Source organism: Pseudomonas sp. GW821-FHT10C09 (genome assembly GCF_059415465.1).
Genome location: NZ_JBWKNG010000026.1, coordinates 47027 through 73303, shown reverse-complemented (window position 1 = coordinate 73303; position 26277 = coordinate 47027). Strand labels below are relative to the sequence as shown.

Below are 26277 nucleotides of genomic sequence, written 5' to 3'. Positions count from 1 at the left end.
TGGAGCTTGAGTTCATGAGGGCTGACAGGAGGCGCTGATCGGGAACCCAATTCTGTTATCCACTTGATTTTGCCAGTTGGATAAACACAGACCAGCTGGCGAGCAGAACCCAAAACGTCGCGAAGATCCAAGGGGTGCGAACGGAAAACAGCAGGGCCTTTCGATACCCCTTGTGTGTCGACTCGCTTTCACTGAACAGCGGCGATTCGTCATACGCGAGCCCCATCATCGGCTCACTCCGCAGGAGCTCGCTCTGCTTGTAATACCAGTGGTCAATGATGTCGTACGCCGCTCGAATCCCGGGCCACGCATTCAATGAACTCAGAAGTCCCAGCGTGGCAAGAAACGGTGGCACGACCAGCGTGAACAACTTTCCCCATTCAGGGTTGAGATTGGCCATGCACGATGCAAAGGCAATGACCAAAAAAGATTGTGCGGCCAGATAGGCGTCAGTCCGGTTCGCCAGAATGCTCGTCTCGTATTGAATCTCCCGGCGATAAAAGTCCAGGCGTTCCTTGGGTGATCCGAACATCTTGGCGTTGTGTTCGCTCAGCTCGGTGTCGTCCAGATGGGAAGTCAAAATCTTCGGCACAATAAACTCACTCTGAAATCGTTTAAGACGAATGCCCGTTCAGCCCAACGCTGTATCGAGAAACATCATGACGGCGAAACCCAGCATCAACCCCAGCGTCGCGGGCGTTTGATGGCCATTACGATGGGTCTCGGGGATGACTTCGTGGGACACGACAAAGATCATCGCGCCGGCAGCCAGGCCTAACGCAACGGGATAGCCCAAGGCGAAACTGGTGGAAATACCGAGGCCGACCACTGCCCCCAAAGGCTCCATCAGACCTGACCCAACGGCGATCAACGCCGCACGCAGTGTGGAGAGGCCGGTCACTCGCAGTGCCAATGCAACAGCCAGTCCCTCCGGAATGTCCTGGATGGCTATCGCCGTAGTCAGCGGCAATCCCACTTTCATATCCCCCGTGGCGAAGCTGACGCCGATGGCCATGCCCTCCGGCAAGTTGTGCAGGGTAATCGCCAGGACGAAAAGCCAGACTCGATTGAAGCGCTGCGCCTCAGGTCCCTTGCGCCCGCTCTGCAGATGCTCATGGGGTACGAACCGTTCCAGACCAATCATGAGCGCCACGCCCAATCCCAACCCCACCACGACGACACACGCTGCTAACAGCTTGTTGGCACAAATGGATTGAGCCGCGTCGATACCGGGAAGGATGAGTGAGAATGAACTGGCGGCGAGCATCATGCCGGCTGCAAACCCCAGCATGATGTCTTGGGTACGCGCGGTGATGTCGCGCAGGATGACCGCAGCGACGGCACCGAGCGCAGTCGCGCCAAAGCCGCAAAGGCCTCCTGCCAAGGCGTAATGCAGGTTGATCCGGTTTGCCCCGGTGAAAGCGCTGTACCCGCTGATAAGCAGCAGAACGGTGACCCCGACGAGGGTCGACCAAAAAAACAGCCCCAGCCATCCGCGACTTTTTCCCGAGTAGAACCCGGCGTGCCACGATGCTCTGACAGGAGCGGACGGTTCGGACATGAGACCACCTGCTTGCTCGACACTTGAAAAAGCACCGCACGCCCGAACGGCGTGCGGTGACCACCATCAGACGCTTTCACGCCCTTGAGCACCCGCGCCCAGATCTGCCCCCGTTACCGGGCTGCTTTCGGGGTCAGACATCGTGCGTGCCTTCATGTCCATCAGCAGTGAGTCTTCTTCAGCGCTGAGCACCACACTGGCTGTGCCATCACCGCCGTCGACGGCGGGCATGGGTTTTTCCACGTAGTCCCAATCGTCACCCTGGTTCCACGGCCCGCGCGTGCTTTCGGCACCTTGGGACATGTTGAAGTAGACGTTAGTGAACTCAGGCATACCGGGCATCTTGCCTTGCGGGAAGTTTGGCTGGATCGAGTGCAAGGCTTTTTCGAAGGACAGTTGATGCGCGATTTCGCGGGTCATCAGAAACCCCAAAGCTTCTTTCACACCAGGGTCATCAGTGACGTTCATCAAACGTTCGTAAACAATCTTGGCGCGTGCTTCGGCAGCGATGTTGGAGCGCATATCGGCTGTCGGTTCACCGATGGTATCGACGTAAGCGGCCGACCACGGCACGCCTGCCGAGTTTGTCAGTGGCGCGCCGGCACCGTACAACAGCGCGGTGATGTGCGAGTCGTTACCGGCGCCGTTGATTGCGCGATACAGCTCACCCTCCTCTTCCACCCCTTCGGCCAGTCGACCTTTGGCGCCCTTGTTGAGCATCACAATGATTGAGCCGACGATTTCAAGGTGGCTGAGTTCTTCGGTGGCGATGTCCATCAGCAGGTCTTTGCGGCCTGGATCTTCCTCGGCCAATGCCTGGGTGAAGTATCGCGACGCGGCCGCCAACTCCCCCTGCGCTCCGCCAAACTGTTCGAGTAAAAGATTGGCCAGCCCTGGATTGGGTTGGGCGACGCGCACGGTGTATTGAAGTCGTTTGTTATGTAGAAACATGACGAATCTCCTCAGGTCTGAAAGGCGTCGATACCCATTCGATGATTCACCGAATGCGGCGCCCACAGTCATCTGAAGGTGTTGCCCCTGGAAAAATTTTATAAAGATTTGAGGGATCGCGACCGACGGTTTTTGGCCGTGCAAATTGCCTGTTTTGTCGCCAGTCGTCGGGCACTTTTCAACGCATTAAAACTTTTCTCTGCACGTCACTCTCAACCGCTGTCACGACCGCACTGCGCGGTGTGCTTAATCGCCGCGACATTTCTTAGGGGCGAAAAAAAACGGGAGGTCAACCTTCAACCTCCCGTCTTTCCTTCAACGCTTTACGTTGTACCCAATCCTCGAGAAAGATCGGCCGGACCATCAGTCCTTGCGGATTGATCGCGTTCCGGGTTCATCTCCACGTCCGAGTGATCCGTGGTTTTGGTCACCGTATCGCGCACTGCCTCAAACCCCTCCCGAGCCTGTTGCTTGACCTTGTCGGCCAGCCCGGCGCTGGTTTTGCCCAGGTAGCGTTGCTCAGTCGCTGTCGACGGTAATGCCGCCCCCAGCATGGCACCCAGCGCGATACCCGCAGCGGCAACCATCAGCGGCTGCTCCTTGAGCATACGGCTGAACTGATCGCCCACCACTTGGGTACTGCGCACTAAACGATCGCTGGCGTCATGCACGGCATGGCTGATGTTGTCGGTGGCCGCCCCGAGGTTGTCACCCAGGTTCGCCGCTTTGTCTTTCACACTCTGGAAACCGTCCTTGAGCGTGTCGGCCGTCTGGTGCAGATGATCACGTGCACTGTCGATGCCCTCCGCCAAGCCATCAGCCCACTCCCCCACTTTGTTGTGATCCGGGCTTGCGGGATAAACCGGGCGTGGGGTCGGCGGACGGTTCTGGCTCATCATCAGCCACAGCAAGCCGACCGATGTCAGCACCGCAGGCACCGGATTGTTTCGAACGCTGGTCCCCAGGTTGGTCAGGAAGGTCGTGCCGTTGTTTTGCATGAACGACAACGCCTGATCAAAGGCTTGTCCCGGTGTGAATTTGCTTTCCAGGGCATCGACAATGTTGCCGATGCTCGCCCGCTGCGCATCGATATCGCGCTCGATGGCTTCGGGGCTTTTTTGCGACTCGTATTCGAATTCATTGTTCATGAGACTCTCCTGCGCAGCGCTTCCTGGTCTTTGTTCAAGGCGTCCAACGTCCGATCAGGTTTCAAATGGGACGGTTCGAACTGTTTTTTCCCGGCCTGCAACATGGCAAACCCGACGATCATCACCACCACACCAACGATCAGTGCGGCCAACCACGGCGCCATCACCAGGCTCAGGCCATAGACGGCGGACATCAACAGGATGATGAACCCCGCCATCAGCACAATCGCACCGCTCGCGACCCCGGCGATGCCGGCCTTGAGCGTAGTGAGACTGGCCTGAAGTTCGGCTTTGGCCAACGCCAGTTCCTTGGTGAACAGCGCGGGCACTTCGCGGGCTAGCTGCCGCAACAGTCCGACGACCGAAGCGTCAGGGTCGGGAACGGACGCCGGGGTTGCCCCCGGAAAATTGGGATCTTCTCTGTTCATCACAGTGCTCCATTGACGTTGCTCGAACCTGGGCTCGAAGGCGTAGCGAAGTCCGAAGGGTGGCCGTGATCATCGGGTGCTGACGGCGTGAAGCCGGCAGTATGGTCAGGGCTTTGATCGGGGCGAGAGGGAACGGAAGTTTCGTAGGGTCGTTGAGCGCCAAAACCACCCGATGGCGGCATCGAGTGGCCGGCGGCTGGATCTCTGGCAGCGGTGAATGTCGCCGCAGGTGCTGAGCCCGCCTTGAGAAAGCGCGACAAGCCAAAGCCCAGCGCAATGCTGCCCGCAATGAACAGGGCCGGGTTGTTACGGGCCAGGTCAGCGCCGTCATGCAGCAACTGTTCCGCGCTTTTCCCGCGCAGGTTTCCCGCCAGGCCGCTCATGGACTCCGCCATGTCCACGAGGTAATCGGACATGCCAAGGGTGTCCTTGTCTTGCAGTTCTGAAACGAAAGATTTGGTCCCTTGCGCGAGTGCTTCAATTTGGTCCGCTGCGGTGTCGCGGTATTGGCCAAACTGCTCATCCGCCTGCTGCCTTGCATCGCCCAGTGCTTCTGTGACGTTTTCCTTCAAGTGTTCGAAGTTTTGCTCTGTGCCTCCGGAGTCGGGTTGATCGGGCTGGTTCCCGTTGGTGCTGTCTGAAGTATTCATGTCGTCCCTCGCCTTCTGATTGAAAAAGCGTTAACAGGGTTCGCCACGAAATACCCGCAGCCCCCCTTATTCCAGATGACGGAGCGTTGTGTGGGGAGTTCCAACGGAATGATGAGTGATCCGGAAAAGCCGATACAACAGACGCTGAGTAACCTGTGGCGAGGGAGCTTGCTCCCGCTGGGCAGCGGAGCGGCCTCAAAAAATGGGCCTGCTGCGCAGTCCAACGGGGGCAAGCCCCCTCGCCACAGTCAGCGGTTACATGGAGGGCTCAACTTTATCCAGCACCCGGTTCGCCGTGATCTCCGCCACCATGATGCTGTTGGAAATACCCAGCAAGGCGTAGCGGGACTCACCCTCCAGATGATCCTCCAAGTGATGAACCATCACGTCAAGCGACGCCAGGGTTTCGACCAAAAACACGGCCAGCGTTTCGGTCGTGGCGGCCGGGTCCACGGAAAACAGCGTACTGCGCGTGCGCTTGGTGGCCTTGATGTCGGTATTCGACGGGAAGTGGAAGTTGAGCGCGCGCTCGGCGGCGGCATGGAGTTTTTTTGAGTCGAGGGTTTCGTATGGGGAGACGGGATCGGTTTCTGGTGGATCGGTATCTGGCGAATCGGTTTCAGGTGGATTGGGCGTTACTTTGAACATAAATCAAACTCCTGATACGAGTTTATTTAAAAAAGAGCCGTCACTTTCGCTACCAACGAAGGGTGATGGCCATACGCGGGTTGGTAGACCGGTCGTATCAGTTCCCGGCGCCCTCGAAAGAGCCCCGCGCATGGCCACCATAATGGGTGACGCCATGCACCGTGATACGAAACCGGGCTACCAAACCCGATCGCTGTTTTCAGCGACAAGGAAACGATAAGGCCCGTACCACAGGCGCACAAGCCGGCGGATTCTGGCGTAGCCGTAGGCAACGGCGCAAGGTTTTGTAGCTTTCAGGACGTAACCTGGAGGGCGTTTAAACACGCCCATCAAGATCTGTTGAACGAGCTGACACGCAGCTTCTACAGACTCCTGTCTTGAGTACGATAAATACCTGTGGCGAGGGGGCTTGCCCCCGTTGGGCCGCGAAGCGGCCCCCAAAAAATGGGCCTGCTGCGCAGTCCAACGGGGGCAAGCCCCCTCGCCACAGGTGAAAAACGGAAAGTATTAATTATCCTGTCATCTGGGCGAAAAAAGGGACGTATTAATTGCCCCGTCGTCTGAAGCCGCTCACTTCTGCGGTACAACAAAACTCACTTGCGTACTCGTGAGAATTTTATGAGTCGGGTCGGCCACTTCAAGCAGCACCTTATGCGTGCCGGGCGTCAGCCCGACCACGATAATCGGATCTTCACTGGTGTGCGCCCAAGTCCCTTTCCAGTCGTCGACGGTCACATGCAGGTGAGCGAGACGGGGCGATACATCCGCAGCCGTTTTGCCAAATACCGGCATGATCCTGGCGTGATCAATTTGATACTGGATGATGACAACACCGCGGGCGAGCGGCTCGGCCAGCGGCGGATAGGCGATGAGTGTGGGCACCGCCTCAGATTCCAGCGGGAGGATTGCTGGTGGCTGCTGGGGGTCTGCAATGCCTTGACCGCTCGCGGCGATGTAAAAAAAGAAACCCGACGCAACGGCCAACACATTTCTGAGCGCGACGGGCATGATTTTTCTCCCGTGAGTTAACTTAAGGCTAGATCAAACCGGGCAGTTGTCGATGTCGCGCAGAACGTGCCGCATCCTTTCGAAAGCCCCACACCATCAACGCCCAATGGATGACTTATCGAGTATCGCTCGCTACCCTTACTTCCCCATCGCCTGACGGTTCCCAGGCCAACGCCCCTTTCACCCAGACGAGCATGTCATGAAATCCCCCGCAGGTTTGCTGCTGTCGGCAATCGAACTGGACCGTGCCAGCGCTATCCCCCTGTACCGCCAACTGTATCTGCAGATTCGCAAACAGATACTCAACGGCAGAATCCAGGGCGGCGTGCGCCTGCCGTCGACGCGGACTTTGAGCCAGGAATTGGGGTTGTCGCGGATCACCATTCTCAATGCGTTCGATCAGCTGATTGCCGAGGGTTTCCTGGCCTCGCGCACCGGCGCCGGTACGTACGTCGGCACGGAGTGGGAAAGCCGCGGGATCGAGGACGAGCAAAAGGCGCAGCCACCGCGCCTGTCGGACCTGAGCCAGTCGATGCTGTCGCTGCGCAGCGATCATTTTCGCGGGGTGTCCTATGCCGATTGGGACCCCGCGACCCCGACCTCTTTCCTGCCCAGCCACGCCACTTATGAAGCCTTCCCGCAGGCGATCTGGCGACGCCTGATGAACCGTCATCTGCTCAAGCCCACCAAGGCCATTCTGGGCTATGGCGAGTTGCAAGGCTTGCAGGCGTTTCGCGCGGCGATTGCCGAATACGTGTTCGATGCGCGGGGCATCGACTGCGATGCCGGGCAAGTGGTGATTGTTTCCGGCGCGCAGCAAGCGTTCAACCTGCTGGGCATGCTGCTGCTCAATCCGCAGGACAGCGTGTGGATGGAAGACCCGGGGCACATCGCCGCGCGCATTGCATTTCAGGCCCAAGGTGCTCAGGTGATTCCTTTGCCTATCGATGATCAGGGGATCGACGTCCAGCAAGGTCTGGCCGAGTGCCCTGATGCCCGCCTGGTGTTTTGCACGCCATCGCGCCAGCATCCGTTGGGTGTCACCCTCAGTTATGCGCGGCGCCAAGCACTCATCGACTGGGCGGCGCAGCATCAGAGCTGGATCATCGAAGACGATTGCGACAGTGAGTTTCGCTACAGTGGCCGCCTCCTCCCGGCGCTGTATGCCATGGACCAGATGGCCCGGGTGATCTACGTCGGCACGTTCAGCAAAGTGCTCTTCCCGTCACTGCGACTGGGTTACGTGATTCTGCCGCAGGCACTGGTCGAACCCTTTTGCACGTTGCGCGCGGTGATGGATCGCAGCCCGCCCACCCTGCTTCAGGCAACCACGGCGGACTTCATGGGCGAAGGCCACTTTCTGGGGCACATCCGCCGCATGCGTGCGCTGTATAAAGCGCGCCAGCAGGCCTTGATCGAACAGCTTGAAAAGCAGATTGGCCCCTTCTTCAGGATCACCCCGGCGGATGCCGGCATGCACCTGATCGCCTGGCTGCCCGCCGAACTCGTTGACACCGAAGTTGCCCGGCAACTGGCCCAGCGCAACATTCACACCTACGCCTTGAGCGACTACCGCATCAAACATGCCCTGCCACCGGCGCTGTTGATCGGCTTTGCCGGTACGCCTGAACACCAGGCTCAGGAGCGGGTCGAGGCGCTGGCGCTGGCCTTGCGCGCATTGGGTTATCTGCCGCCGACCACTTGAGGCGAGGCAAGTGGTCTTATCAAATAACTGATAGTGGATCTATCGAGAGTTCCTGACTGGCGCGATAAAGGCTGCGCCGGTAGACCCGGTGTCTGAACCAGGAACGACTCTAATGAACAATAAGATCCAGGAACGATTCAACGCCTTGCTGAGCCATAAAGTGGTCGAAGACGAGGCTGTCCCCGTGCTGACGGATGCACTGGCCCGGCGGTTGCTTGAGCGTCTGGGGCAATTGCGCCTGTTTGCCCACGCCTACCCGCTACTGACCAACCTCACCCACGGTCGTGTGACCCCGGCCGACCTGCTGGACTTCGCCTATCGCCACGAGCTGCAAGGCCTGAGCCTGCACTTGCTCGACGGCGAGGAAAACAGCCTGAGCCAGATGTCACCCGAGCAACTCCAGGCGTTTGCCGCCAAGGCCAAGGCGCTGGGGCTGGATGTGCATCTGGAAATCAGCAGCACGCGCAAGAAGGATGTCGACCAGGTGATCGCCATCGCCAGGGCGCTGGCGGTGCGCAACATCCGTGTCTACTCACGTTACGAAGGCACGCTGTCGCAGGTCATGGACATCATCGAAACCGACCTGCATTACCTCGCGCAGCAAGCCGACGAACACGACCTGTTCTTTGACTTCGAGCAGCATGAAGAACTCAAGAGCGGTGAAATCGCGCAACTGCTCAATCGCCTCGACCACCCTCGCCTGCATGCCTTGTTCGACTTCGGCAACATGATCAATGCCTGCGAACAGCCCCTGCAAGCCCTGCGAAATATGGCGCCGCACATCCGCCAAACGCACATGAAAGGTGTGCGCATCGTCCCCGAACACAACGGTTTCGGCCATTACGGCGTCTTGCAGGGCAGCGACGAAGACGACCTGCCCAGCGCCCGCCTGCTGTTCGAATTGTTGATGCTGGGCGAAGCCACCCCCCAGGTGATCGCCTTCATTCTCGAGCAGGAAAACCACTACGTGGCCCCCGCTTTCCGCCAGCGCATCGAGGCCGTCGATCCGTTCATTGCTTACCGGGAGATGAGCGAAACGCCGCTCCCGAACGGCTTCTCGCTTGAGCAAATGCTGGCCGATGAACACCGCTGGGCGAACAACCAGGTCGCCTACGTCCGCAGCCTGCTGGCCGAAATGCGCACCTTGGCCGAACTGACCCTGGCCAGCCCTTCCAACGCCTGATCCTGACGAACCGATTACGCCCGGAGAACAATAATGACAATTCAAAACAAGGCCAAATGGCTCCGTTTCCTGATCCTCATCCTCGGTGGCGGCACCATCTACAAACTGGCAAACCTAAAGGACGCCTTTTATGTGCCCATGCAGGAATTCATGGGGTTGAGCCACACCGAAATCGGCATGCTGCTCAGTGCCAACGCGATCATTGCGACTGCGCTGTTTGTGCTGGGCGGACTGCTCGCCGACCGCTATGACACACGCAAACTGATCCCCCTCGGCCTGATCGGCACCGGTGGCCTGGGGTTGTACCTGGCGACCTTTCCGCCCTTCAGCAATCTGCTGATCGTGTTCAGTTTGTTGGCCGTCTGCGCCGACTGCCTGTTCTGGCCATCGCTGCTCAAAGCCATCCGCAACCTGGGTGACGATCAGGAGCAAGGCCGGTTGTTCGGCCTGCTCGAAGGCGGGCGTGGCGTGGTGGATACGCTGGTGGCCTTTTCCGCCCTGGGCGTGTTCGTCGCCATGGGTTCGGGCGAAACCGGTTTGAAGTCGGCGATCCTGTTCTACTCGGTCATCGACATTTTGGCCGGCACCCTGACCTGGTTCCTGCTCAAGAGCGGCAACGCGCAGGCGGTGGCCAAACCGAAGAATGGCCTGGCGAACCTGATGGAAGCGATCAAGGTTCCGGGCATCTGGCTGGTCAGCCTCAACGTGTTCATGGTCTACATCGTCTACTGCGGCTTGACCTATTTCATTCCCTACCTCAAGGAAATGTACGGGTTGCCTGTGGCATTGGTGGGCGCCTACGGCATCATCAACCAGTACTTCCTGAAGATCCTCGGCGGGCCTGCCGGTGGTTTTATTGCCGACAAGCAATTCAAGAGCACCAGCCGCTACCTGAAATGGGCATTCCTGGCATTGTTGCCGCTGATGGGCGTGATCCTGCTGATTCCGAAAAGCCCAGGGTTCATCTACGCGGGCATGGCCGCCACCCTGTCCTTCGCCTTGATCGTGTTCTCCATGCGCGGCGTGTTCTGGGCGCCCATGGGTGAAGTGGGCATTCCCCAACACATCACCGGCTCGGCCTTCGGCATCGGTTGCCTGATCGGTTATGCGCCCGGCATGTTTGCCTACGTCATCTACGGCTCGATCCTCGATCACTTCCCCGGTGAACAGGGTTACAACTATGTCTTCACCCTGATGAGCGGACTGGCCGTCGTGGGCTTCATGGTGTCCAGCCTGCTCTATCAAGCGGTGCGCAAAAAATCCGTGACCACTGACGGGATGAGTGCGGCGCAAGCCTGATCATCGAGCACTGGGTCATCGGCATGGACGATAACCCAGCGTTATCACTCAATGCGGCGCGCGAGGAATGGTCTTCAGCAGGTCTTCAGGACTGATGTAACCCACGACTGGCTCCGCAACACTGCCCGGCAATGGCAGGTCAAGAATGTGGCCCTTGATCTTGCCGATGACATGCATTTCGCACGGTTTGCAGTCGAACTTCAGGGTCAGCACCTCGTCACCGTGCACCAGTTGCATCGGCGCGACCTTGGTGCGCACACCGGTGACGCCTTTGGCTTGCTTGGGGCACAGATTGAAGGAGAACCGCAGGCAGTGCTTGGTGATCATCACCGGCACTTCGCCGGTTTCTTCATGGGCCTCGAACGCGGCGTCGATCAGCTTGACGCCGTGGCGGTGATAGAAATCCCGGGCCTTCTGGTTGTAGACGTTAGCCAGGAACGACAAGTGCGACTCCGGATACACCGGTGGCGGCGTGGTTTCGGCCTTGCGATGACCTCGCGGGTGGGCGAGCAGACGCGCCGCGGTCAACGCCTCAATCACCTCACGGCGCAAGGCTTTGAGCTGCGAGTTGGGAATGAAGAACGCCTGCGGCGCATCCAGCTCGATGGCAGTGGCGTGATAGTCGGTGGTGCCCAACTGACCGAGCAGATCGCGCAGTTGCTCCAGGGCCTGCTCCGGTTTGTTGGCCAGGCCGAACGGACCGTCCAGCGACAGGCTGGCGCTGACGCCCTCCTCGCTCGTGGCGGTCAGTTGCAGGCGCTGCTCGTCAAGACGTGCCACCCAACTCAAGCCGATACGGCGTTCGGCGGAAGTCTTCTGCAAGGCTTGCTGCCAGTTATGGTCAAGGTTGCGGCTCAGTGGATGGTTGGGCCGCAACTTGAACATCCCGTCCGGCATCTCGTTGGGTTCGACCCGGTAGCGATAGCGCTTCTGGCCGTCGTCGAGGAATTCACCCTTGGGCTCGGCGATGTTGGCGCGGAAACCCACCACTTCGCGCTTGATCTGCACGTTGAGGCCGTCGCCATTGGACAGCGGCTCAAAGGTCACCACCTGCAAGTCACGCTTGCCGACTTTCTCTACCACGCCCACCGACAAGCCGGTGAAGGTTGGCGAGTCGAAGGCGCCGATGTCGATCTTGCGATCCGTGACGAAGTAATCGGTGCTGCCACGGTGGAAGGTCTTGTCCGGGTCGGGCACGAAGAAGTGCGCGGTGCGGCCGCTGGAGGCCCGCGCCAGGTCTGGGCGATCTTCAAGCACGTCGTCCAGACGCTGACGGTAATAGGCCGTGATGTTCTTCACATAGCCCATGTCCTTGTAGCGCCCTTCGATCTTGAACGAGCGCACCCCGGCCTCAACCAACGCGCGGATGTTGGCGCTCTGGTTGTTGTCCTTCATCGACAGCAGGTGTTTTTCGTAGGCAACGACGCGGCCCTGATCGTCCTTGAGGGTATAAGGCAAACGACAGGCCTGGGAGCAATCACCCCGGTTGGCGCTACGACCGTTCTGGGCGTGGGAAATATTGCACTGCCCGGAGAACGCCACGCACAACGCGCCGTGGATGAAAAATTCGATCGCGGCGTCGGTCTCGTCGGCGATGGCGCGAATCTCTTGCAGGTTCAGCTCGCGGGCCAATACCAGCTGGGAGAAACCCGCCTGGTCGAGGAACTTGGCCCGCGCCAGTGTGCGGATGTCGGTCTGGGTGCTGGCGTGCAGCTCGATCGGCGGAATATCCAGTTCCATCACCCCCAGATCCTGAACGATCAACGCATCGACGCCCGCATCGTACAACTGGTGGATCAGCTTGCGCGCCGGCTCCAGTTCGTTGTCATGCAGGATCGTGTTGATCGTGGTGAACACGCGGGCGTGGTAGCGACGGGCGAACTCCACAAGTTGCGCAATATCGCTGACTTCGTTGCAGGCGTTGTGCCGGGCGCCGAAGCTCGGGCCACCGATGTACACGGCGTCGGCGCCATGCAGGATGGCCTCGCGAGCGATGCTCACGTCACGGGCGGGGCTGAGCAATTCCAGGTGATGTTTGGGAAGAGACATATTTTTTATCTGGTTATCACGGTAGGTGCGCATTGTAGCGGGCAAAATCGGGTTGGGCACGTGGGGCGACGGAATGGGGGGCGCTCACCCCGAAAACTGAAAATCAGCAAGCCTTTGAAACGCATCAGGTCGACAAGGCAACCCGTCCTATCCCGGCAAACTCAACTTCCACTTCCACCCCGGCGGACGCCCAGTAGATACCGGTCCAGCTACCACACGCCACCAGGTGGGCGTTCGCGAAATTGAAGTCTTCCGCAGCATCATGACCGCCGGCTGTACCAGCAAAGCCGCGACGATGCTGGGTATTTCCCAACCGGCGGTGAGCCAGGCCATTTGCAAACTGGAGACCAGTTCAGGGATTCAGTTGTTCGTCAGGACCCGAGGACGGCTGGTGCCAACCCAGGAAGCGGCGGCGTTGATGGTGGATGTGAACAATTTCTTCATTGGCTACGAGGTGATCGAGCATCGCCTGAAAAGCCTGCGCAGTTTCGGCATCAAGCGACTATCGATTGCCGTGCACCCGGCCCTGGGCAACAGCTTTCTGCCTCGCGTAATCGCCGCATTCGATACCGCCAAACGCGATATGCAGATTTCGCTGCAGGTCATGAGCTCGCGGGACGTGCATCAGGCGGTCAGCAGCGGCCAGTTCGATCTGGGCTTGATGGCCGATGAGATGCCGGTGGAAAGCCTTGAGCACTCGCAGTTTCTCAACAGCCCCGGTGTGATTGTGATGGCCGCCAGTCACCCACTGGCGAGGCGTACGGTAATTGGCCCGAAGGACCTGGCCGACATCGACTTTCTCGCGCTCAACCCGCAAGACAGCAGCCGCCGACGACTGGAGGCCGCGCTCAGCGCAGAAGACGTGAATTTGCGGATCCGGGTCGAAACCGCTTACGCGCACACCATCTGCGAACTGGCGTTGCTCGGTGTCGGTGTCGGCTTCGTCAACCCGATGGCGGTACGCGACTTCGTCGAGCGCGGGTTGGTGGTCAAACCGTCAGTGTCGACGTGCCGTTCATCAGCATTCTGGTGTTCCAGGCGGGCAACCCCATGACCGACAACGCCAGGCAATTCATCCGCGCCCTGCGCATTCAGCTCAATCGCGACCTGGCGCACCTGCCACAAAAATGAGTCAGCCCCCTAAAACTTCACGGTTAAGACGGCAAGTCGTTCGCTGAAAGGTCCCACGGACAATCCTAACCCTGGTCTTGCAATATAGGCAGCGATCGGCTGAAGCGGACGTTCGACTGATCAGACAAGGTGGTAAGGCTGGCGTCATTTCCAGCGACAGGGACGAACGCATGACAGAGGTCTACCAGGGAAGCAGCCTTTGCATATCGATCATGTTATGCGCTACTTATTACGCCAAACCAGTGAGTCATAGTTCTGGACGTTCGCCCCGAAACGATTCAAAAACGGATATCGATGAGGGATGAGCAATTACTCTTCAAGTGATGCGAGGACTTCGCTTTAGTCGAGGCGCCCAATTGCTTAGGATGGCGCATGCCCTATCACATTATCTTGCTCGTACTTTTTGCAGCGCTCTTGCATGCCAGCTGGAATGCCGCATTGCGCGGTGGCGCCGACAGACTTTGGTCGATGACGATCATGTGCGTGGCGGTTGCCATTGCCAGCATCGCAATAGCCTTGTTTTTGGAAGCTCCGGCCCAAGCCAGCTGGTTCTACGCAGCGCTTTCAGCGGTGCTGCACGTTGGCTACAACTTGTTCCTGGTGCGCAGCTATAAGGTTGGAGACCTTGGGCAAACTTACCCTATATCTCGGGGATCCTCGCCTATCCTGATTACCCTCGCGGCTTCGGTTTTTGCCGGAGAAACGGTTGGGCCAGTCGCGATGATCGGCATTTTACTGGTGTCAGGCGGAATCATTTCGCTGGCCTTTAGAGGGCGCAAGCTTGCCGTTCCCAGTCTGCCTTACGCCCTGGGAACCGGTTGTTTCATTGCGGCTTATAGCGTGACGGATGGCATTGGCGTCCGCCTGTCCGGCGCGCCGATGGCATACACGGTATGGATGTGCGCCTTGTGGGGCATCTTGATGCCTTTGGTGTATGTCGGCGTGCGCGACGCGAAGAGTTTATTTACCTTCCGACCGGGGTTCATGTCGGCCTTCATTGGAGGTCTGGTCTCACTTCTGGCCTATGGCATCGTCATCTACGCCATGTCCGCCGCGCCCATGGGAGCGGTGTCGGCATTGCGCGAAACCAGCGTGTTGTTCGCGGCATTGATCGGATATTTTTTCTTGGGCGAAACACTGACTGTCCGAAAGATATTGGCATGCGCGGTGATTGCTGTCGGGACGATCATCATTGGCTGACGGCAGGGGCGCAAAGCCGAGGTCAGCTATGGGCTCGGTTACAGCCCTTGCTTCAATTTGTTTGCGGTGACTTTTACAAAATTGGTGTGCTGAAATTACATCCATGCGTAAGCCCTTCAATTCCAAATTCAGTAGCGTGCCTACAACCTGAAACGGGTCATGAAAATCATCGACACCACTGGCTTGATGAACGCGTTAACGGCGTAAAAACCGGTCTTTTTTGCCCCCATCCAAAGGGCTTTAAGAGGTTGCTGAGCGGTTTTAACTGTTCCTGGAAACGTCACAGACTTGATCAATTTTCGAAACGTAAGCACGGTCTCCTAGCGTCGATATAGAAAACCCAATCTGACGTTTTTACACACTCTGGTCCAAAAGCAGCCAGTCGAAAGTGTCTGGGTGTCGCTTTAGCTATGCCCCCATATGAACTGTACCGTCATGCCTTTCCAGTTTTATAGAGAGCGTGGAACAGTTTCGATGAGGAGACTCGGGTGTCAGAAAGGATGGCGATGCTGCGTCAGTGCCTAGCAGAGCCAGGAAAAGCGACTGGCATCTCAGCGGCGTTATTTGAATTGCCGCTTATACTGACCGAGCAACCTGGGTTTGCCATCCATGTCGAATTCTCCTCGAACAGTGTCGCGTTCGGAGTGACATCTCGGGCCAGACAAAGTCGTACAGGAAGACAAGAAGCGCGGTGTGTCATCAGGTCGTGAACAGCGCGAACCTTCATATCGCCTTTTTAATGGTTAGTTGATCAATTCACTATCCGATTCAAGGAATGGAGAAGCAGGTTTATGAAAAACCCACTACCGAGAACCGTTGGCTGTGCGATGTTATTGCTCGCCTCCTTTACAGCCACCCTCACCCACGCCACGGACATCACTCCCGCCGAAACGAAAGCCATCGCCGAGGAAGGCTACATTTACGGTCTGCCCATCGTGATGAACTACGCGATCATGTACGACTACGCGGTGGACAAGAACTCCAGCCAGTTCAAGGCGCCGTTCAACCAGATCCATAGCCTGCATCACGTTGCGACCTACCAGGACACGGCCATCATCTCGCCGAACAGCGACACGCCCTATTCCATGATGTTCATGGACGTGCGTAGCGAGCCAGTTGTGCTCTCGGTGCCCGTAGTAGAGAAACCGCGGTATTACTCGGTGCAGCTCGTCGACGGCAATACTTACAACTTCGGTTACATCGGCAACCGTACCACCGGCAATGAAGCCGGCGATTACATGGTGGTCGGCCCCGACTGGAAAGGCGCGACTCCACCGGGCATCAAGAAGGTGTTTCATTCCCGCACGCAACTGCCCTTCGCGATTTATCGAACCCAGCTGTTCAACCCAGCTGATATGTCGAACGTCGAAAAGATTCAATCCGGCTACAAGGCACAACCACTTTCCACCTATCTCAAGCAACCCGCACCACCTGCCGCGCCGCCGATTGATTTCCCGAAGATCGACAAAGACCTGGTAAAGACTGACTTCTTCAAATACCTGGGCTTTGCCTTGCAGTTCGATCCCGCCGCGCCAGATGAAGTGGCGGTCCGCGAGAAACTTGCCCGAATCGGCGTAGGGAAGGATTTTAACTTCCAGGCGCTATCGACCGAGCAGAAGGCCGCCATCGCACAGGGCATGCAGGCCGGGCATGCAAAGGTCGAGGACGGGATCAAGAATCTCGGCACAAAAATCAACGGCTGGAACATTGCCGGTGCCGGTGGCAACAGTGCCTTTTACAACGGCGACTGGCTGAAGCGCGCTGCCGTCGCTCAAGCGGGCATCTACGCCAACGATGCCGATGAAGCCACCTATCCGATTACCAGTACCTTACCCAATGGCGAGCGACTCGACGGCAGCAAGCACAACTACACGATCACCTTTCCTGCCGGGCAACTCCCACCAGTCAATGCCTTCTGGTCGGTGACGATGTACGACGGCAAGTCGCAACTGCTGATCAAGAATCCGATCAATCGCTACCTCATCAACGCGCCGATGCTACCCGACATGAAGAAGAACGCTGATGGCTCGCTGACGTTGTACATCCAGAAGGATTCACCCGGCGCAGACAAGGAAAGCAACTGGCTGCCTGCACCGAATGGTCTGATCTACATGGTGATGCGCCTGTATTGGCCGAAGACGGAAACACCTTCCATCCTGCCTCCTGGCAAAGGGACGTGGAGTCCACCGAAGATCGTCAAAGTTACATGACCTGCTAACAACCGTATCCAGCGGGTGGCCTTGGTGAGCCGCCGCTGGTCGGGGCATCAGATTGTTACAGCCGATCAAAGAATGGCCAATAACCGCGCTAGAAATTAGTCATAGCTAAGCTTTAAATCGCGTCAACTTCGCCCAAGGTTTCTTAAGTCCGCAACCGTCTGTTTTGGGTCGTTTTCAGCCGGTCGCCACAGGCAGCAAACGGCGAGAAAGGGCGAGAAACGGCCTATGACCACCGTAGAGAATAATTTCACCACGGTGGATTTAGCTCCCTTGAGAATTAATTAAGTGTTACTCGTAACTGATGATTCCGAGTTGCTTTGCCATGAACAGTTCGTTCCTCTCAACAATCTCCTCGATCACTTTACCCTCTTTGTTGAAGCGGAAATACGTCAGGGCTGTCCAGGTCAAGTTCTTGCCTTCTACGTTAAAGCCGTGCCATGTATTCGAGCCAGTAGCACAGTGTGTCAACGCGACTACAACAACGTCACCCGTGACAACTTCCTTGCTGAACGTAGTTTCAATAGTCTTATATCGTTCGAGAACATTTTCGCTCAAGGCTCGCTTGAAGTTTTCCAAACCACCTATCGGAGCATCGCAGTCCGGCCGATGCACAACCACATTAGCATCGAAATACTCGGAAACTCGCTCTACATCCTTGCCATCCACACAATATTTAAAATAGTTTTTCACCGTATCCAGATTTTTTACGCCCATACGAAACTTACTCCTCTCACATTGATAACAAGCAACGAATTCAAAAGCTTTTATAAAAGGCCGCACCACTTAAAAAGTCGTATCCCAGAGGCGTTATATCAATTCGAACGAGATATCTTGCACACTGCTCAAGTGTTTAACCGGAACGACCCAGCGCGTAGGGAACATTCTAGGCGGGGTTATGGTATTCGTAAATCTAGAATATATTAGACGTGATATCGACTTTTGGAATACCACATGAGTTTGGAACGGTTGGAAAAATGGGCGACAGTCAGGCATTTCCGCTTGGCCATTGCATTGTTTGAATATGGCAGCGTTTTGCACGCTGCACGCTCGCTGAACCTCTCACAGCCCACGGCGAGCAAGCTACTACAAGATCTGGAAGAGGCTGTTGGAGCTCCGCTCTACACTCGGAATCGTAGGGGGGTTACGCCTACAGAGCTTGGTCGGGACTTTGTACAGCGCAGTCAGATGATCCTTGCCCAACTGGATCATGTATCCCAAGCAATCGACGCTCTTGGAAAAGGGCATGCCGGGCGTGTTGCCATAGGAAGCGTGTTAACAGGGTCAAGTTATCTTGTGCCGGCAGCCATCGCACGACTCTGGGCAAGCCGACCAAGCATCCGCATCAAAATCGTCGATGGTGTAAGCACAGAGCTGGTACCTCGGCTTATCTCAGGCGAATTGGACTTCTTGATTGGGAGACTTTCCGATGTCAGCTCAAGCGTCGTTGTCGCTCAGGAGGCACTCTTTAGCGAAAACGCCATCATCGTTGCGCGCCGTGACCACCCTCTTGCTCAGCAACCTGGTATTAAACTGGAAGAGCTCGCGCGCGAAGCATGGATTCTGCCGCCAATAGAAACTACTTTACGGAAGCAGTTCGATAATATCTTTCATCGAAAGGAGATTTGCCCACCACATGCAACTATAGAAACAGCATCATTTTTTAATATACTTTGGTTATTAAAACAGACTGATCTTCTTGGAATATTACCTCAATCAGTTATTTGTGACCCAGCACACAGCAAGGAGCTAGTTCGCCTCCCGGCGTTCGAACCTCTAATTCTGGAGCAAATCGGTGTTTCCCGATTAGCCGACGCTACGTTGTCACCTGCCGCTTCCGCTTTATTGGACGCACTAAGAGAGGTTATGCACAGCTCCCCAAAAACGGGGGAATAGCTTCTTTAAGGGAAGGAGCTCTATCTTTGCAATAGCCCATTGTATGGATAGATAGCCTTGAGAATAGGAAGCAATCGGCCGAAAGCAGATGCCTGTAACTCTTTCTCCACCGAAACACAGGCATTTGCGCGATCACTGTTTGTATATGTCCACCAGTAGGCTAGCGCTTGGCTGCGCGGCCGTCGCTTCTTACTGTTCGCTTACCAGATCACCTTGCAGTCCCCTGAGACCCGCCGGGCTTGAGTAGAGGCTTTCAAAAGCCAATGTCTCAGCCAGTTGCTGTGGCGAAAGCGTTTTCTCTTCCTTCTCAAGCTGAATGCGCATGGGGTCTGCAATATCGCTCGGCAGCGTCTGTTTGAGCGCCACACGCAATAATCCGCAAGCCTTGAGCTTGTTACGCTGGATGCCCTGCCCATTATCGAGATGAACGGCGAGGGAAATCAGCGCCACAGCGTTTCCTTGAGTGGCCGCCTGCAACAACCAGCGATTCGCCAATGGATAGTTCACTGGTACATCACCGCCACTGCTGTAGAGGTAGCCGAGGACGTACTGGGCGTTGACCCGGCCCTGATCGGCAGCGCGCGTATACCAATGCAATGCGGCGGGTAGATCTTTTGGGGTACCAGTGCCATGTAAAGTGGCCGCTCCCAACAGTTCGAATGCAAGGCTATCGCCGGCATTGGCCGCCTGGGTGAGCAATTTCACAGCGTGTTGAGGGTCTGCTGGGACCCCTTTACCAAAGAAATAGAGAGTACCGAGTAGCGTCAGAGCCTCGGCATCGCCTTGAGCGACTGCCTTGCTAGCCCAGTTGAAAGCCTGCTGGTCGTTTGCCTCAACGCCGTTACCTTGGTAATAAAGGGTAGCGAGCTGTCGTTGAGCTTTGGCATGACCTTGCTCTGCAGCCTTGCTGAACCATGTCGCAGCGTGGGCAAAGTCCCTCGGCATATCCAGGCCCGCAATACTTGCAACACCCATATAGTATTGGGCGTCTGCGTTCCCGTGATCGGCCGACTCAATTATCCACTGAAGACCCTTTGGTCGATCAACGTCGATACCTCGACCGTAGTATTGAATGATGCCGAGCTTGTACTGCGCGACACGGTCGCCTTTTTCTGCTGCGCGTAAGTACCAGTCTGCGGCTTTGCCGGAGTTGCGGCCAACTATCAGGCCCTCCTCATAGACTGAGGCGATCAAGACAGTGAGGCTATAAGGGCTTCGCCACAACGTGACAACGAAGGAAACAAGCAGAAATGCCACGAGGCTGAGGAATAGAGCAAACAAAGACCGGCGCAATTTCGAGTCCGTTCATGAAAGGAGAGCTGGAAGTGTATCGATGCCCGCTTTTTGTTCAAACCATGAAAGGAGATGTGATGTGCTTCAGCGCCTGCAACAGCCAATGCGTCGGACTGCGTTTTTTGCGGACACAACGGCGCTGATCCTGTTTTTCACGACCACCGGCATCATCAACGAACGTTTCATTGCCGGCATGACGTGGGATCAGGTTCTTCATGCTCGCCTTCTGGGAGCAGCCCTGATGATTCCAGTCGCGAGACCTTACGGCCTATGGCGGGATTGGTTAATGAGACGAGCCAGTGAGCGCCCGATTTCCAGGTTGCTATGGGACAGTATTGCCCTCGTCAGTTTCCAGGTGCCCATCTACGCAGCGATCATTGCCTTCAGTGGTGCATCGGGAGGCGGCCTGGTGCGCGGCACTCTCGGTGCGGCCTTGATAATGCTCTTTCTGGGACGACCTTATGGAGTGTTCCTTAACGGGGTAAGGAAGCTGTTTGGTTTGCCTCCGGGTGGCGATAAGCCAATGTCGCTGAACAGCTGAGTGATCGCAATCGGCTGTGGATTCAACCGGTCGATGCAACAGATTGGCTAAATCGTTCGGCGGGCTCTTCATCTCCATGTTGCTGACAGAGGAACTCGCGTATCGCTTCGGCGGTTCGCCTGGCGCTGGTCACCACGAAAAAATGCCCCTCGCCCGGCAGGACGTGAAGTTCGGCACGGCGAATGGTGCGGCGCAGGATATGCGCGTTGTACAGCCGCACCAGCGTGTCGCGTTCACCGGTGAGGATCAGCGTGCGCTGGCGTAGTCGTGACAGCCGCAGCAAGCTCGTCCAGCCGACCAGTGCGGTGAGCTGGTGGTAATAGGTTCGCGGGTTGGCCGTCAGCATGCCGTTTACCACACCGAAGCGCAGCAGCGTCTGTATCGAATTGCGCGAGCCTTCTTGCTTCCCCGGTTTGGCACTTTTGCGCCTGCCAAAAAAATCCAGGATGTCGCCGGGCTTCACCAGCATGGCCGGGCCGGCCGAGGTCGCCGCGAGGATCAGCCGGCGCACCATGCCCGGGTAACGCAGGACGAATTCTTGCGCCAATGCGCCGCCCCAACTCACGCCGAACACATCGACCTGCTCGATTCCCAATTGCTTGAGCATCTCGGCGATCAGGTCGGCATGGCGCGGCAGACGCATCGGCCAGCGGGGCATTTGCGATTTGCCGACCCCGGGCACGTCCAACGTAATGGTCTTGTAGCCCACCAGTTCATTGCGCAGGGGATCGAAGGTACGGATCAAACCACCCAGGCCGTTGAGTAATAGCAGCGGTGAGCCGTGGCCGCGGATTGAAACGTTCAGCTGCAAGTCTTTAATGGTTAATTTGCGCGTTGTCATGGTTTCCACCTTCGCCTACCCGCTGTTAAGACCGCGTCTGACGTTGGCGGTGCAAAAAAGCGTGACATCCGCAGCCGCTGGACAGACTAGTGGCTAATAGGTAGCGTCGACTTTCTTCACTGAACTGTTACCGCGGTTGGGCTCGGCGTCATCAATTGCGTTTAAAACCGGCAGTGATGTCGGCAGAGAATAGTCCGGCTTATTAGTTGGAGGAGTTGCAATGACAACAGTCGATGTGAAACCCCGATTCGAAGCAAAGCTTCTTCGTCCAGCAAAGCCTGGTGATGACACGTCGTGGGCGTTTGTAGTACTGCCAAGAGAAGCAAGTGAACAGCTTCCGAGGCGAGGAAGGACGACAGTTGAAGGCACCATCAATGGGCACCACTTCCAGGCAACCCTTGAGCCGGATGGTCAGCTGAGCCATTGGCTGCAGGTCAGTAGAGCGTTACTCGAAGCCGCAGGCGCAACCGCTGGGGACATCGTTACACTAGAGCTAGCCCCGGTGAAAAAGGAACCCGAGCCTGACATCCCCGCAGATTTTCAGGAGGCACTGGCAGCTACTCCTGAAGCTCGAAAAGTCTGGAACACTACGACGACCATCGCACGCGTGGACTGGATACACTGGATTACTTCAGCCAAGCAACTCAAGACGCGCGCAAAACGAATTGGTGATGCCTGCGATATGCTTGCGTCCGGCAAGAAGCACGTTTGCTGTTTCGACCCGTCCGGCTACTACAGTAAAGCGTTCCGTGCGCCCGAGGCGGATAGTTTTTAAATGGGGCATTACGTGGAATACGCGCCCCTGATGCTGCCGTCCGCTCGACAGAAGCCGCCATTCAATCCCGAGCAATCTTGTCATTTGCCAAGGCTTAAGGCAGGGTCGATACCACTGAGATTTCTGCCAAAGGAGTCACCTTATGTCAAAGCTATATCCCAGTATCGATCCTGAGGGGCTGGTCGAGTATTCAGTGGTCTACACCGACCGCTCGCTCAACCACATGTCGCAGTCATTTCAAGACGTGATGAAGAACATTTCCAGGACCCTGAAACAGGTCTACAACGCCCAGGCGGTTGCGGTGGTCCCGGGCAGCGGCACATTCGGCATGGAAGCGGTGGCGCGACAGTTTGCCACCGACCAGCAATGCCTGGTGATACGCAACGGCTGGTTCAGTTATCGCTGGAGCCAGATCCTTGAGATGGGCAACATCCCGGCGGCCACCACAGTGCTCAAAGCCCGACCGGTCGAAACGGGTCGCCAGGCGGCCTACGCCCCACCTCCTCTGGACGAAGTGCTGGCAGCCATTGCGGCGCAGAAGCCGCAGATTGTCTTCGCCCCCCACGTTGAAACCTCATCCGGGATTATCCTGCCCGACGACTACCTGCGGGCCGTCGGCGACGCCGTGCATGCGGTAGGTGGCCTGTTCGTGCTGGACTGCATCGCCTCAGGCACGCTGTGGGTTGATATGCACAAATGCGCTGTCGACCTGCTGATCAGCGCACCGCAGAAAGGCTGGAGCGCCTCCCCTTGCTGCGCCCTGGTGATGTTCAGTGCTTTGGCCCTCGAGCGCATCGAACAGACGCAGAGCAGCAGCTTCGCCTGCGACCTGAAAAAGTGGCTGCAGATCATGCAGGCCTACGAACAGGGCGGCCATGCCTACCATGCGACCATGCCCAGCGATTCCCTCGCGCGGTTCAACGAAGTGATGAAAGAGACGCAGGCCTACGGTTTCGACAAGGTCCGCTGGGAACAACAGGCGCTGGGCGATCGGGTGCGCGCAATGTTGACCGGCAAAGGCATCAAAAGCGTAGCCGCAGCCGGCTTTCAGGCCCCTGGCGTAGTGGTGAGCTACACCGATGATGCCGACATCAAGAGCGGCAAGAAATTTGCCAACCACGGCCTGCAGATCGCCGCCGGAGTGCCGTTGCAATGCGACGAGCCGGCCGACTTCCAGACCTTCCGCATCGGTCTGTTCGGACTCGAAAAGCTGCACAATATCGAGCGCACCGTCAGCACTCTGGAGCAGGCACTGGACGAGGTGATGCCCGAATCGCCGTGAGCATTCGTCAGCGTTGGGCGTTGTGGTGGGTGCGCTGCGCTATCAACGCTGAATTACCAGGCATCTTGACGCCGCAGCGATATTCGCGATGTGAAAAAGGCCGTCACTGCGGCGAGCACCAGCAAGATAGCGCTTGCGAGAAAGGTCATGCGATAGCCGCTCCCGTCGAACAACAGCCCGCCGAGGGTAGAGCCCAGCGCAATGGACAGCTGAATGACCGCCACCATCAGGCCGCCACCGGCTTCGGCATCCTTGGGTAACGCCCTGGCCAACCACGACCACCACCCCACAGGTGCAGCCGTCGCGATCAGGCCCCACAGCCCAAGTAATACAAAAGCAGCCACGACTCCACCGCCGAGGACAATCAAGGACAGCGCAATGGCGGCCATCAAGAGAGGAATGCTGACCAGGACGCGGTACATGCCGGTTTTCAGAAAAGTGCCGATCAGGAGGGTCCCTACAAAACCCGCCACGCCGATGACCAGCAGGATCATCGACAACAGGGAGACATCTACACCCGTGACGCTTTCCAGAAACGGGCGCAGATAGGTGAACAATACAAACTGCCCCATGAAGAAAATGCCCACACTCAACATGCCGAAACGGACCAATCGGCTCTTGAACAACCGAAAGACATTGCCCGCTCCCGCTTTGCGCGGCGCCGCCATGGCTGGCAGGCTGATCCACTGCCAGATCAACGCGATGATCGCTACCGGAATCAGGCAGAAAAAAGCCCCCCGCCAACCGATGACACTCCCCAGATAGCTTCCCAGTGGCGCGGCCACTACGGTTGCCAAAGCATTACCGCCGTTGAAGATTGCCAGAGCCTTGGGCACGCTACGGGACGGTACCAGGCGCATGGCCATTGCCGCCGACATCGACCAGAACCCACCGATCACCACGCCGATCAGCGCACGCCCCATCATGTACACCGTATAGTTTGGCGCCAGACCGACCACCAGCCCTGACACGCACATAATCCCGGTCAGTAGCAGCAACAGCGTCTTGCGGTCCATTGCGCCTGCAAGCCTGGAAATCGACAGGCTTGTCAGCACCGCGAAGGCGCCGGAGATGGCGATCCCATACCCGGCCAGTCCTTCACTGATGTTCAGATCCGATGCTATCGGCGTAAGCAAACTGACGGGCATGAACTCTGAGGCGATCAGCGCGAATACGCACAGCGTCATCGCAAAGATGCCACTCCAGTAAGCCGGGAGCTCCCCAGTCCCCGATGTGCCGAGGGCATCACCTGCCGGGATGTCGAATACAGGTGTCTCGCTCATCATCAGTACTCCGCTCCAGATAGGTGACAGAGCTTGACGGATTCGAGTTACCTTGATTAGTAGGTGTAATCTTCATGTAGTTTTGAGAAAAACTCAGCAATGGCCCATACCAAAGTCAACGATCTCCAGGCTTTTCTAGCAGTGGCGCGCGATCAAAGCTTTACCAAAGCCGCCGCCAAACTGGGCATTACGCCTTCTGCGCTGAGCCATACCATCCGCGCGCTTGAACAAAGACTGGGGATACGACTGCTGGCCCGCACGACACGCAATGTGTCGCCGACAGAGGCTGGAGAACGATTGATGCGCTCGATCGCCCCGCTTTTTGATCAGATCGCCGTCGAGATTGAAGCCTTGAGCGAATTACGAGACACGCCCAGTGGCACGATTCGTATTTCCTGCACTGACGATCAGATTGAATTGTGCATTCGGCCGATGCTTGCAGGCTTCTTGAAGAATTACCCGGATATCACCCTGGAGTTCTACGTCGACTATGGATTCACTAACGTGGTCGAGGAACGCTTCGATGCCGGCATTCGCCTGGGCGAATCGATCAGCAAGGACATGATCGCGGTTCGCATCGGACCGGACTGGCGGTTGGCGGTGGTGGGCTCTCCAGCCTATTTCGAACGCAACCCGGCACCCACAACCCCCTATGAGCTGACCGGGCATGACTGCGTGAATATCCGACACAGGCCATCAGGGGCGATTTACGCCTGGGAGTTTGAGCGAGATGGCCAGGCGTTTACGGTCAAGGCAGAGGGGCAACTTGTTTTCAACAGCATCATGCATGTGCTCAATGCTGCCGTTGATGGCATTGGTCTGGCCTACGTACCAGAGGAATTGGTCGCACCGTATCTGGCCGACGGCCGACTCCAAGAAGTCCTGGCCGACTGGTGCCCCAAGTTTCAGGGTTACCACTTGTATTACCCCAACAGACGCCAGACGTCTCCCGCCTTTTCTGCATTGGTGGAAGCGCTGAAATATAGAAGCTGACTCACTGCGCCTCCCCCTCTTTCGCATTCGCTTGCCCTGATCGTTCCTCCAGTCTCACCGAACCCCGTCCAGCAAAAAGCCGATGTTGAGTCAGTATCGGTTCAGCCGATTGAAGCCTGCGAATTATCGATTTGAGCTGTTATTGAAGGCGCCTGAGTATGGGGTCACTTCCAACAACAAAAACAAAGGACCCGCC

The 26277-nt window shown here is 57.2% G+C and carries 24 protein-coding genes; 11 read left to right on the top strand and 13 right to left on the bottom strand.

The window, feature by feature from the left end; all coding sequences use genetic code 11:
- Positions 1 to 55: 55 nt before the first annotated feature.
- The 8 genes from AC07N8_RS24305 to AC07N8_RS24270 form a co-directional block, all read right to left on the bottom strand.
- Positions 56 to 592 (bottom strand): hypothetical protein, encoded by a 537-nt coding sequence (locus AC07N8_RS24305; RefSeq protein WP_493146065.1) that lies wholly within the window; start codon positions 590 to 592, stop codon positions 56 to 58.
- Between the two features lie 39 nt (positions 593 to 631).
- On the bottom strand, positions 632 to 1561 hold the full coding sequence (locus AC07N8_RS24300; protein WP_493146063.1) for a ZIP family metal transporter: 930 nt from the start codon (positions 1559 to 1561) through the stop codon (positions 632 to 634).
- Between the two features lie 66 nt (positions 1562 to 1627).
- The gene (locus AC07N8_RS24295) at positions 1628 to 2512 is read right to left on the bottom strand and encodes a manganese catalase family protein (RefSeq protein WP_493146061.1); all 885 of its coding nucleotides are present in this window, start codon (positions 2510 to 2512) and stop codon (positions 1628 to 1630) included.
- A gap of 323 nt (positions 2513 to 2835) precedes the next feature.
- A complete protein-coding gene (locus AC07N8_RS24290) occupies positions 2836 to 3660 on the bottom strand; it encodes a DUF3618 domain-containing protein (RefSeq protein ID WP_483843207.1) in 825 nt (274 codons plus the stop codon).
- Complete coding sequence (locus AC07N8_RS24285) at positions 3657 to 4088, bottom strand: phage holin family protein (protein ID WP_493146059.1); 432 nt, start codon at positions 4086 to 4088, stop codon at positions 3657 to 3659. Before AC07N8_RS24285 ends, AC07N8_RS24290 begins: the two co-directional genes overlap by 4 nt.
- Positions 4088 to 4738, bottom strand: a complete 651-nt coding sequence (locus AC07N8_RS24280) for a hypothetical protein (protein ID WP_493146057.1) — start codon at positions 4736 to 4738, stop codon at positions 4088 to 4090. Before AC07N8_RS24280 ends, AC07N8_RS24285 begins: the two co-directional genes overlap by 1 nt.
- A 255-nt stretch (positions 4739 to 4993) precedes the next feature.
- A complete protein-coding gene (locus AC07N8_RS24275) occupies positions 4994 to 5386 on the bottom strand; it encodes a DUF6124 family protein (RefSeq protein WP_493146055.1) in 393 nt (130 codons plus the stop codon).
- 570 nt (positions 5387 to 5956) lie between these two features.
- A complete protein-coding gene (locus tag AC07N8_RS24270; protein ID WP_483843204.1) occupies positions 5957 to 6394 on the bottom strand; it encodes a DUF6130 family protein in 438 nt (145 codons plus the stop codon).
- Positions 6395 to 6593: 199 nt separating this feature from the next.
- Here AC07N8_RS24270 and pdxR point away from each other — a divergent pair, with 199 nt between their 5' ends.
- The 3 genes from pdxR to AC07N8_RS24255 all read left to right on the top strand — a co-directional run bounded on the left by pdxR (position 6594) and on the right by AC07N8_RS24255 (position 10581).
- A complete protein-coding gene (gene pdxR / locus AC07N8_RS24265; protein ID WP_493146053.1) occupies positions 6594 to 8099 on the top strand; it encodes a MocR-like pyridoxine biosynthesis transcription factor PdxR in 1506 nt (501 codons plus the stop codon).
- 112 nt (positions 8100 to 8211) lie between these two features.
- The gene (locus AC07N8_RS24260) at positions 8212 to 9282 is read left to right on the top strand and encodes a sugar phosphate isomerase/epimerase family protein (protein WP_493146051.1); all 1071 of its coding nucleotides are present in this window, start codon (positions 8212 to 8214) and stop codon (positions 9280 to 9282) included.
- 33 nt (positions 9283 to 9315) lie between these two features.
- Entirely contained in the window at positions 9316 to 10581 is a 1266-nt protein-coding gene (locus AC07N8_RS24255; RefSeq protein WP_493146049.1) for an MFS transporter, read from the top strand.
- A gap of 48 nt (positions 10582 to 10629) precedes the next feature.
- Here AC07N8_RS24255 and AC07N8_RS24250 read toward each other — a convergent pair whose 3' ends face one another.
- Positions 10630 to 12630: a peptidase U32 family protein gene (locus AC07N8_RS24250; protein ID WP_493146047.1), complete on the bottom strand. Its 2001-nt coding sequence runs from the start codon at positions 12628 to 12630 to the stop codon at positions 10630 to 10632.
- A 226-nt stretch (positions 12631 to 12856) separates the two neighbouring features.
- On the opposite strand from AC07N8_RS24250, the gene AC07N8_RS24245 reads away from it, so the two are divergent.
- The 3 genes from AC07N8_RS24245 (at position 12857) to AC07N8_RS24235 (ending at position 17171) form a co-directional block, all read left to right on the top strand.
- Positions 12857 to 13684 (top strand): LysR substrate-binding domain-containing protein, encoded by an 828-nt coding sequence (locus AC07N8_RS24245; RefSeq protein ID WP_493146045.1) that lies wholly within the window; start codon positions 12857 to 12859, stop codon positions 13682 to 13684.
- Positions 13685 to 14133: 449 nt separating this feature from the next.
- On the top strand, positions 14134 to 14961 hold the full coding sequence (locus AC07N8_RS24240) for an EamA family transporter (RefSeq protein WP_493146043.1): 828 nt from the start codon (positions 14134 to 14136) through the stop codon (positions 14959 to 14961).
- A 791-nt stretch (positions 14962 to 15752) separates the two neighbouring features.
- Complete coding sequence (locus tag AC07N8_RS24235; protein WP_493146041.1) at positions 15753 to 17171, top strand: DUF1254 domain-containing protein; 1419 nt, start codon at positions 15753 to 15755, stop codon at positions 17169 to 17171.
- Positions 17172 to 17468: 297 nt separating this feature from the next.
- Here the strand turns inward: AC07N8_RS24235 and AC07N8_RS24230 are convergent, their stop codons facing one another.
- On the bottom strand, positions 17469 to 17894 hold the full coding sequence (locus AC07N8_RS24230) for an ester cyclase (protein WP_493146039.1): 426 nt from the start codon (positions 17892 to 17894) through the stop codon (positions 17469 to 17471).
- 237 nt (positions 17895 to 18131) lie between these two features.
- Here AC07N8_RS24230 and AC07N8_RS24225 point away from each other — a divergent pair, with 237 nt between their 5' ends.
- Positions 18132 to 19073 carry a LysR family transcriptional regulator gene (locus tag AC07N8_RS24225; protein WP_493146037.1) on the top strand — a complete coding sequence of 314 codons (942 nt, stop codon included), beginning with the start codon at positions 18132 to 18134 and terminating at the stop codon, positions 19071 to 19073.
- A 189-nt stretch (positions 19074 to 19262) separates the two neighbouring features.
- Here AC07N8_RS24225 and AC07N8_RS24220 read toward each other — a convergent pair whose 3' ends face one another.
- Positions 19263 to 20366, bottom strand: coding sequence for a tetratricopeptide repeat protein (locus AC07N8_RS24220; protein ID WP_493146035.1), 1104 nt, complete (start codon positions 20364 to 20366; stop codon positions 19263 to 19265).
- A 79-nt stretch (positions 20367 to 20445) separates the two neighbouring features.
- Here AC07N8_RS24220 and alaE point away from each other — a divergent pair, with 79 nt between their 5' ends.
- Positions 20446 to 20907 (top strand): L-alanine exporter AlaE, encoded by a 462-nt coding sequence (alaE, locus tag AC07N8_RS24215; protein ID WP_493146033.1) that lies wholly within the window; start codon positions 20446 to 20448, stop codon positions 20905 to 20907.
- A 22-nt stretch (positions 20908 to 20929) separates the two neighbouring features.
- Here alaE and AC07N8_RS24210 read toward each other — a convergent pair whose 3' ends face one another.
- On the bottom strand, positions 20930 to 21748 hold the full coding sequence (locus AC07N8_RS24210) for an alpha/beta fold hydrolase (protein WP_493146031.1): 819 nt from the start codon (positions 21746 to 21748) through the stop codon (positions 20930 to 20932).
- A gap of 220 nt (positions 21749 to 21968) precedes the next feature.
- On the opposite strand from AC07N8_RS24210, the gene AC07N8_RS24205 reads away from it, so the two are divergent.
- Positions 21969 to 22523, top strand: coding sequence for a YdeI/OmpD-associated family protein (locus AC07N8_RS24205; RefSeq protein ID WP_483843988.1), 555 nt, complete (start codon positions 21969 to 21971; stop codon positions 22521 to 22523).
- Positions 22524 to 22665: 142 nt separating this feature from the next.
- Positions 22666 to 23805: an aminotransferase class V-fold PLP-dependent enzyme gene (locus tag AC07N8_RS24200; RefSeq protein ID WP_493146029.1), complete on the top strand. Its 1140-nt coding sequence runs from the start codon at positions 22666 to 22668 to the stop codon at positions 23803 to 23805.
- Positions 23806 to 23858: 53 nt separating this feature from the next.
- On the opposite strand, the gene AC07N8_RS24195 is transcribed toward AC07N8_RS24200, so the two are convergent.
- The gene (locus AC07N8_RS24195; protein WP_493146098.1) at positions 23859 to 24992 is read right to left on the bottom strand and encodes an MFS transporter; all 1134 of its coding nucleotides are present in this window, start codon (positions 24990 to 24992) and stop codon (positions 23859 to 23861) included.
- A gap of 195 nt (positions 24993 to 25187) precedes the next feature.
- Between AC07N8_RS24195 and AC07N8_RS24190 the strand changes: the two genes are divergently transcribed.
- Complete coding sequence (locus tag AC07N8_RS24190; RefSeq protein ID WP_493146027.1) at positions 25188 to 26081, top strand: LysR family transcriptional regulator; 894 nt, start codon at positions 25188 to 25190, stop codon at positions 26079 to 26081.
- The last annotated feature ends 196 nt before the right edge of the window (positions 26082 to 26277 follow it).

Bases quoted from the DNA above. Each gene is read 5' to 3' on its own strand.
- AC07N8_RS24260 (WP_493146051.1), top strand. From the start codon at position 8,212: ATGAACAATAAGATCCAGGAACGATTCAACGCCTTGCTGAGCCATAAA.
- AC07N8_RS24210 (WP_493146031.1), bottom strand. From the start codon at position 21,748: ATGACAACGCGCAAATTAACCATTAAAGACTTGCAGCTGAACGTTTCA.
- AC07N8_RS24240 (WP_493146043.1), top strand. From the start codon at position 14,134: ATGCCCTATCACATTATCTTGCTCGTACTTTTTGCAGCGCTCTTGCAT.
- AC07N8_RS24290 (WP_483843207.1), bottom strand. From the start codon at position 3,660: ATGAACAATGAATTCGAATACGAGTCGCAAAAAAGCCCCGAAGCCATC.
- AC07N8_RS24205 (WP_483843988.1), top strand. From the start codon at position 21,969: ATGACAACAGTCGATGTGAAACCCCGATTCGAAGCAAAGCTTCTTCGT.
- AC07N8_RS24295 (WP_493146061.1), bottom strand. From the start codon at position 2,512: ATGTTTCTACATAACAAACGACTTCAATACACCGTGCGCGTCGCCCAA.
- AC07N8_RS24300 (WP_493146063.1), bottom strand. From the start codon at position 1,561: ATGTCCGAACCGTCCGCTCCTGTCAGAGCATCGTGGCACGCCGGGTTC.
- AC07N8_RS24195 (WP_493146098.1), bottom strand. From the start codon at position 24,992: ATGACGCTGTGCGTATTCGCGCTGATCGCCTCAGAGTTCATGCCCGTC.
- pdxR (WP_493146053.1), top strand. From the start codon at position 6,594: ATGAAATCCCCCGCAGGTTTGCTGCTGTCGGCAATCGAACTGGACCGT.
- AC07N8_RS24230 (WP_493146039.1), bottom strand. From the start codon at position 17,894: ATGGGCGTAAAAAATCTGGATACGGTGAAAAACTATTTTAAATATTGT.
- AC07N8_RS24225 (WP_493146037.1), top strand. From the start codon at position 18,132: ATGAGTTTGGAACGGTTGGAAAAATGGGCGACAGTCAGGCATTTCCGC.
- AC07N8_RS24250 (WP_493146047.1), bottom strand. From the start codon at position 12,630: ATGTCTCTTCCCAAACATCACCTGGAATTGCTCAGCCCCGCCCGTGAC.
- AC07N8_RS24280 (WP_493146057.1), bottom strand. From the start codon at position 4,738: ATGAATACTTCAGACAGCACCAACGGGAACCAGCCCGATCAACCCGAC.
- AC07N8_RS24235 (WP_493146041.1), top strand. From the start codon at position 15,753: ATGAAAAACCCACTACCGAGAACCGTTGGCTGTGCGATGTTATTGCTC.
- AC07N8_RS24285 (WP_493146059.1), bottom strand. From the start codon at position 4,088: ATGAACAGAGAAGATCCCAATTTTCCGGGGGCAACCCCGGCGTCCGTT.
- AC07N8_RS24275 (WP_493146055.1), bottom strand. From the start codon at position 5,386: ATGTTCAAAGTAACGCCCAATCCACCTGAAACCGATTCGCCAGATACC.
- AC07N8_RS24200 (WP_493146029.1), top strand. From the start codon at position 22,666: ATGTCAAAGCTATATCCCAGTATCGATCCTGAGGGGCTGGTCGAGTAT.
- AC07N8_RS24255 (WP_493146049.1), top strand. From the start codon at position 9,316: ATGACAATTCAAAACAAGGCCAAATGGCTCCGTTTCCTGATCCTCATC.
- AC07N8_RS24270 (WP_483843204.1), bottom strand. From the start codon at position 6,394: ATGCCCGTCGCGCTCAGAAATGTGTTGGCCGTTGCGTCGGGTTTCTTT.
- AC07N8_RS24190 (WP_493146027.1), top strand. From the start codon at position 25,188: ATGGCCCATACCAAAGTCAACGATCTCCAGGCTTTTCTAGCAGTGGCG.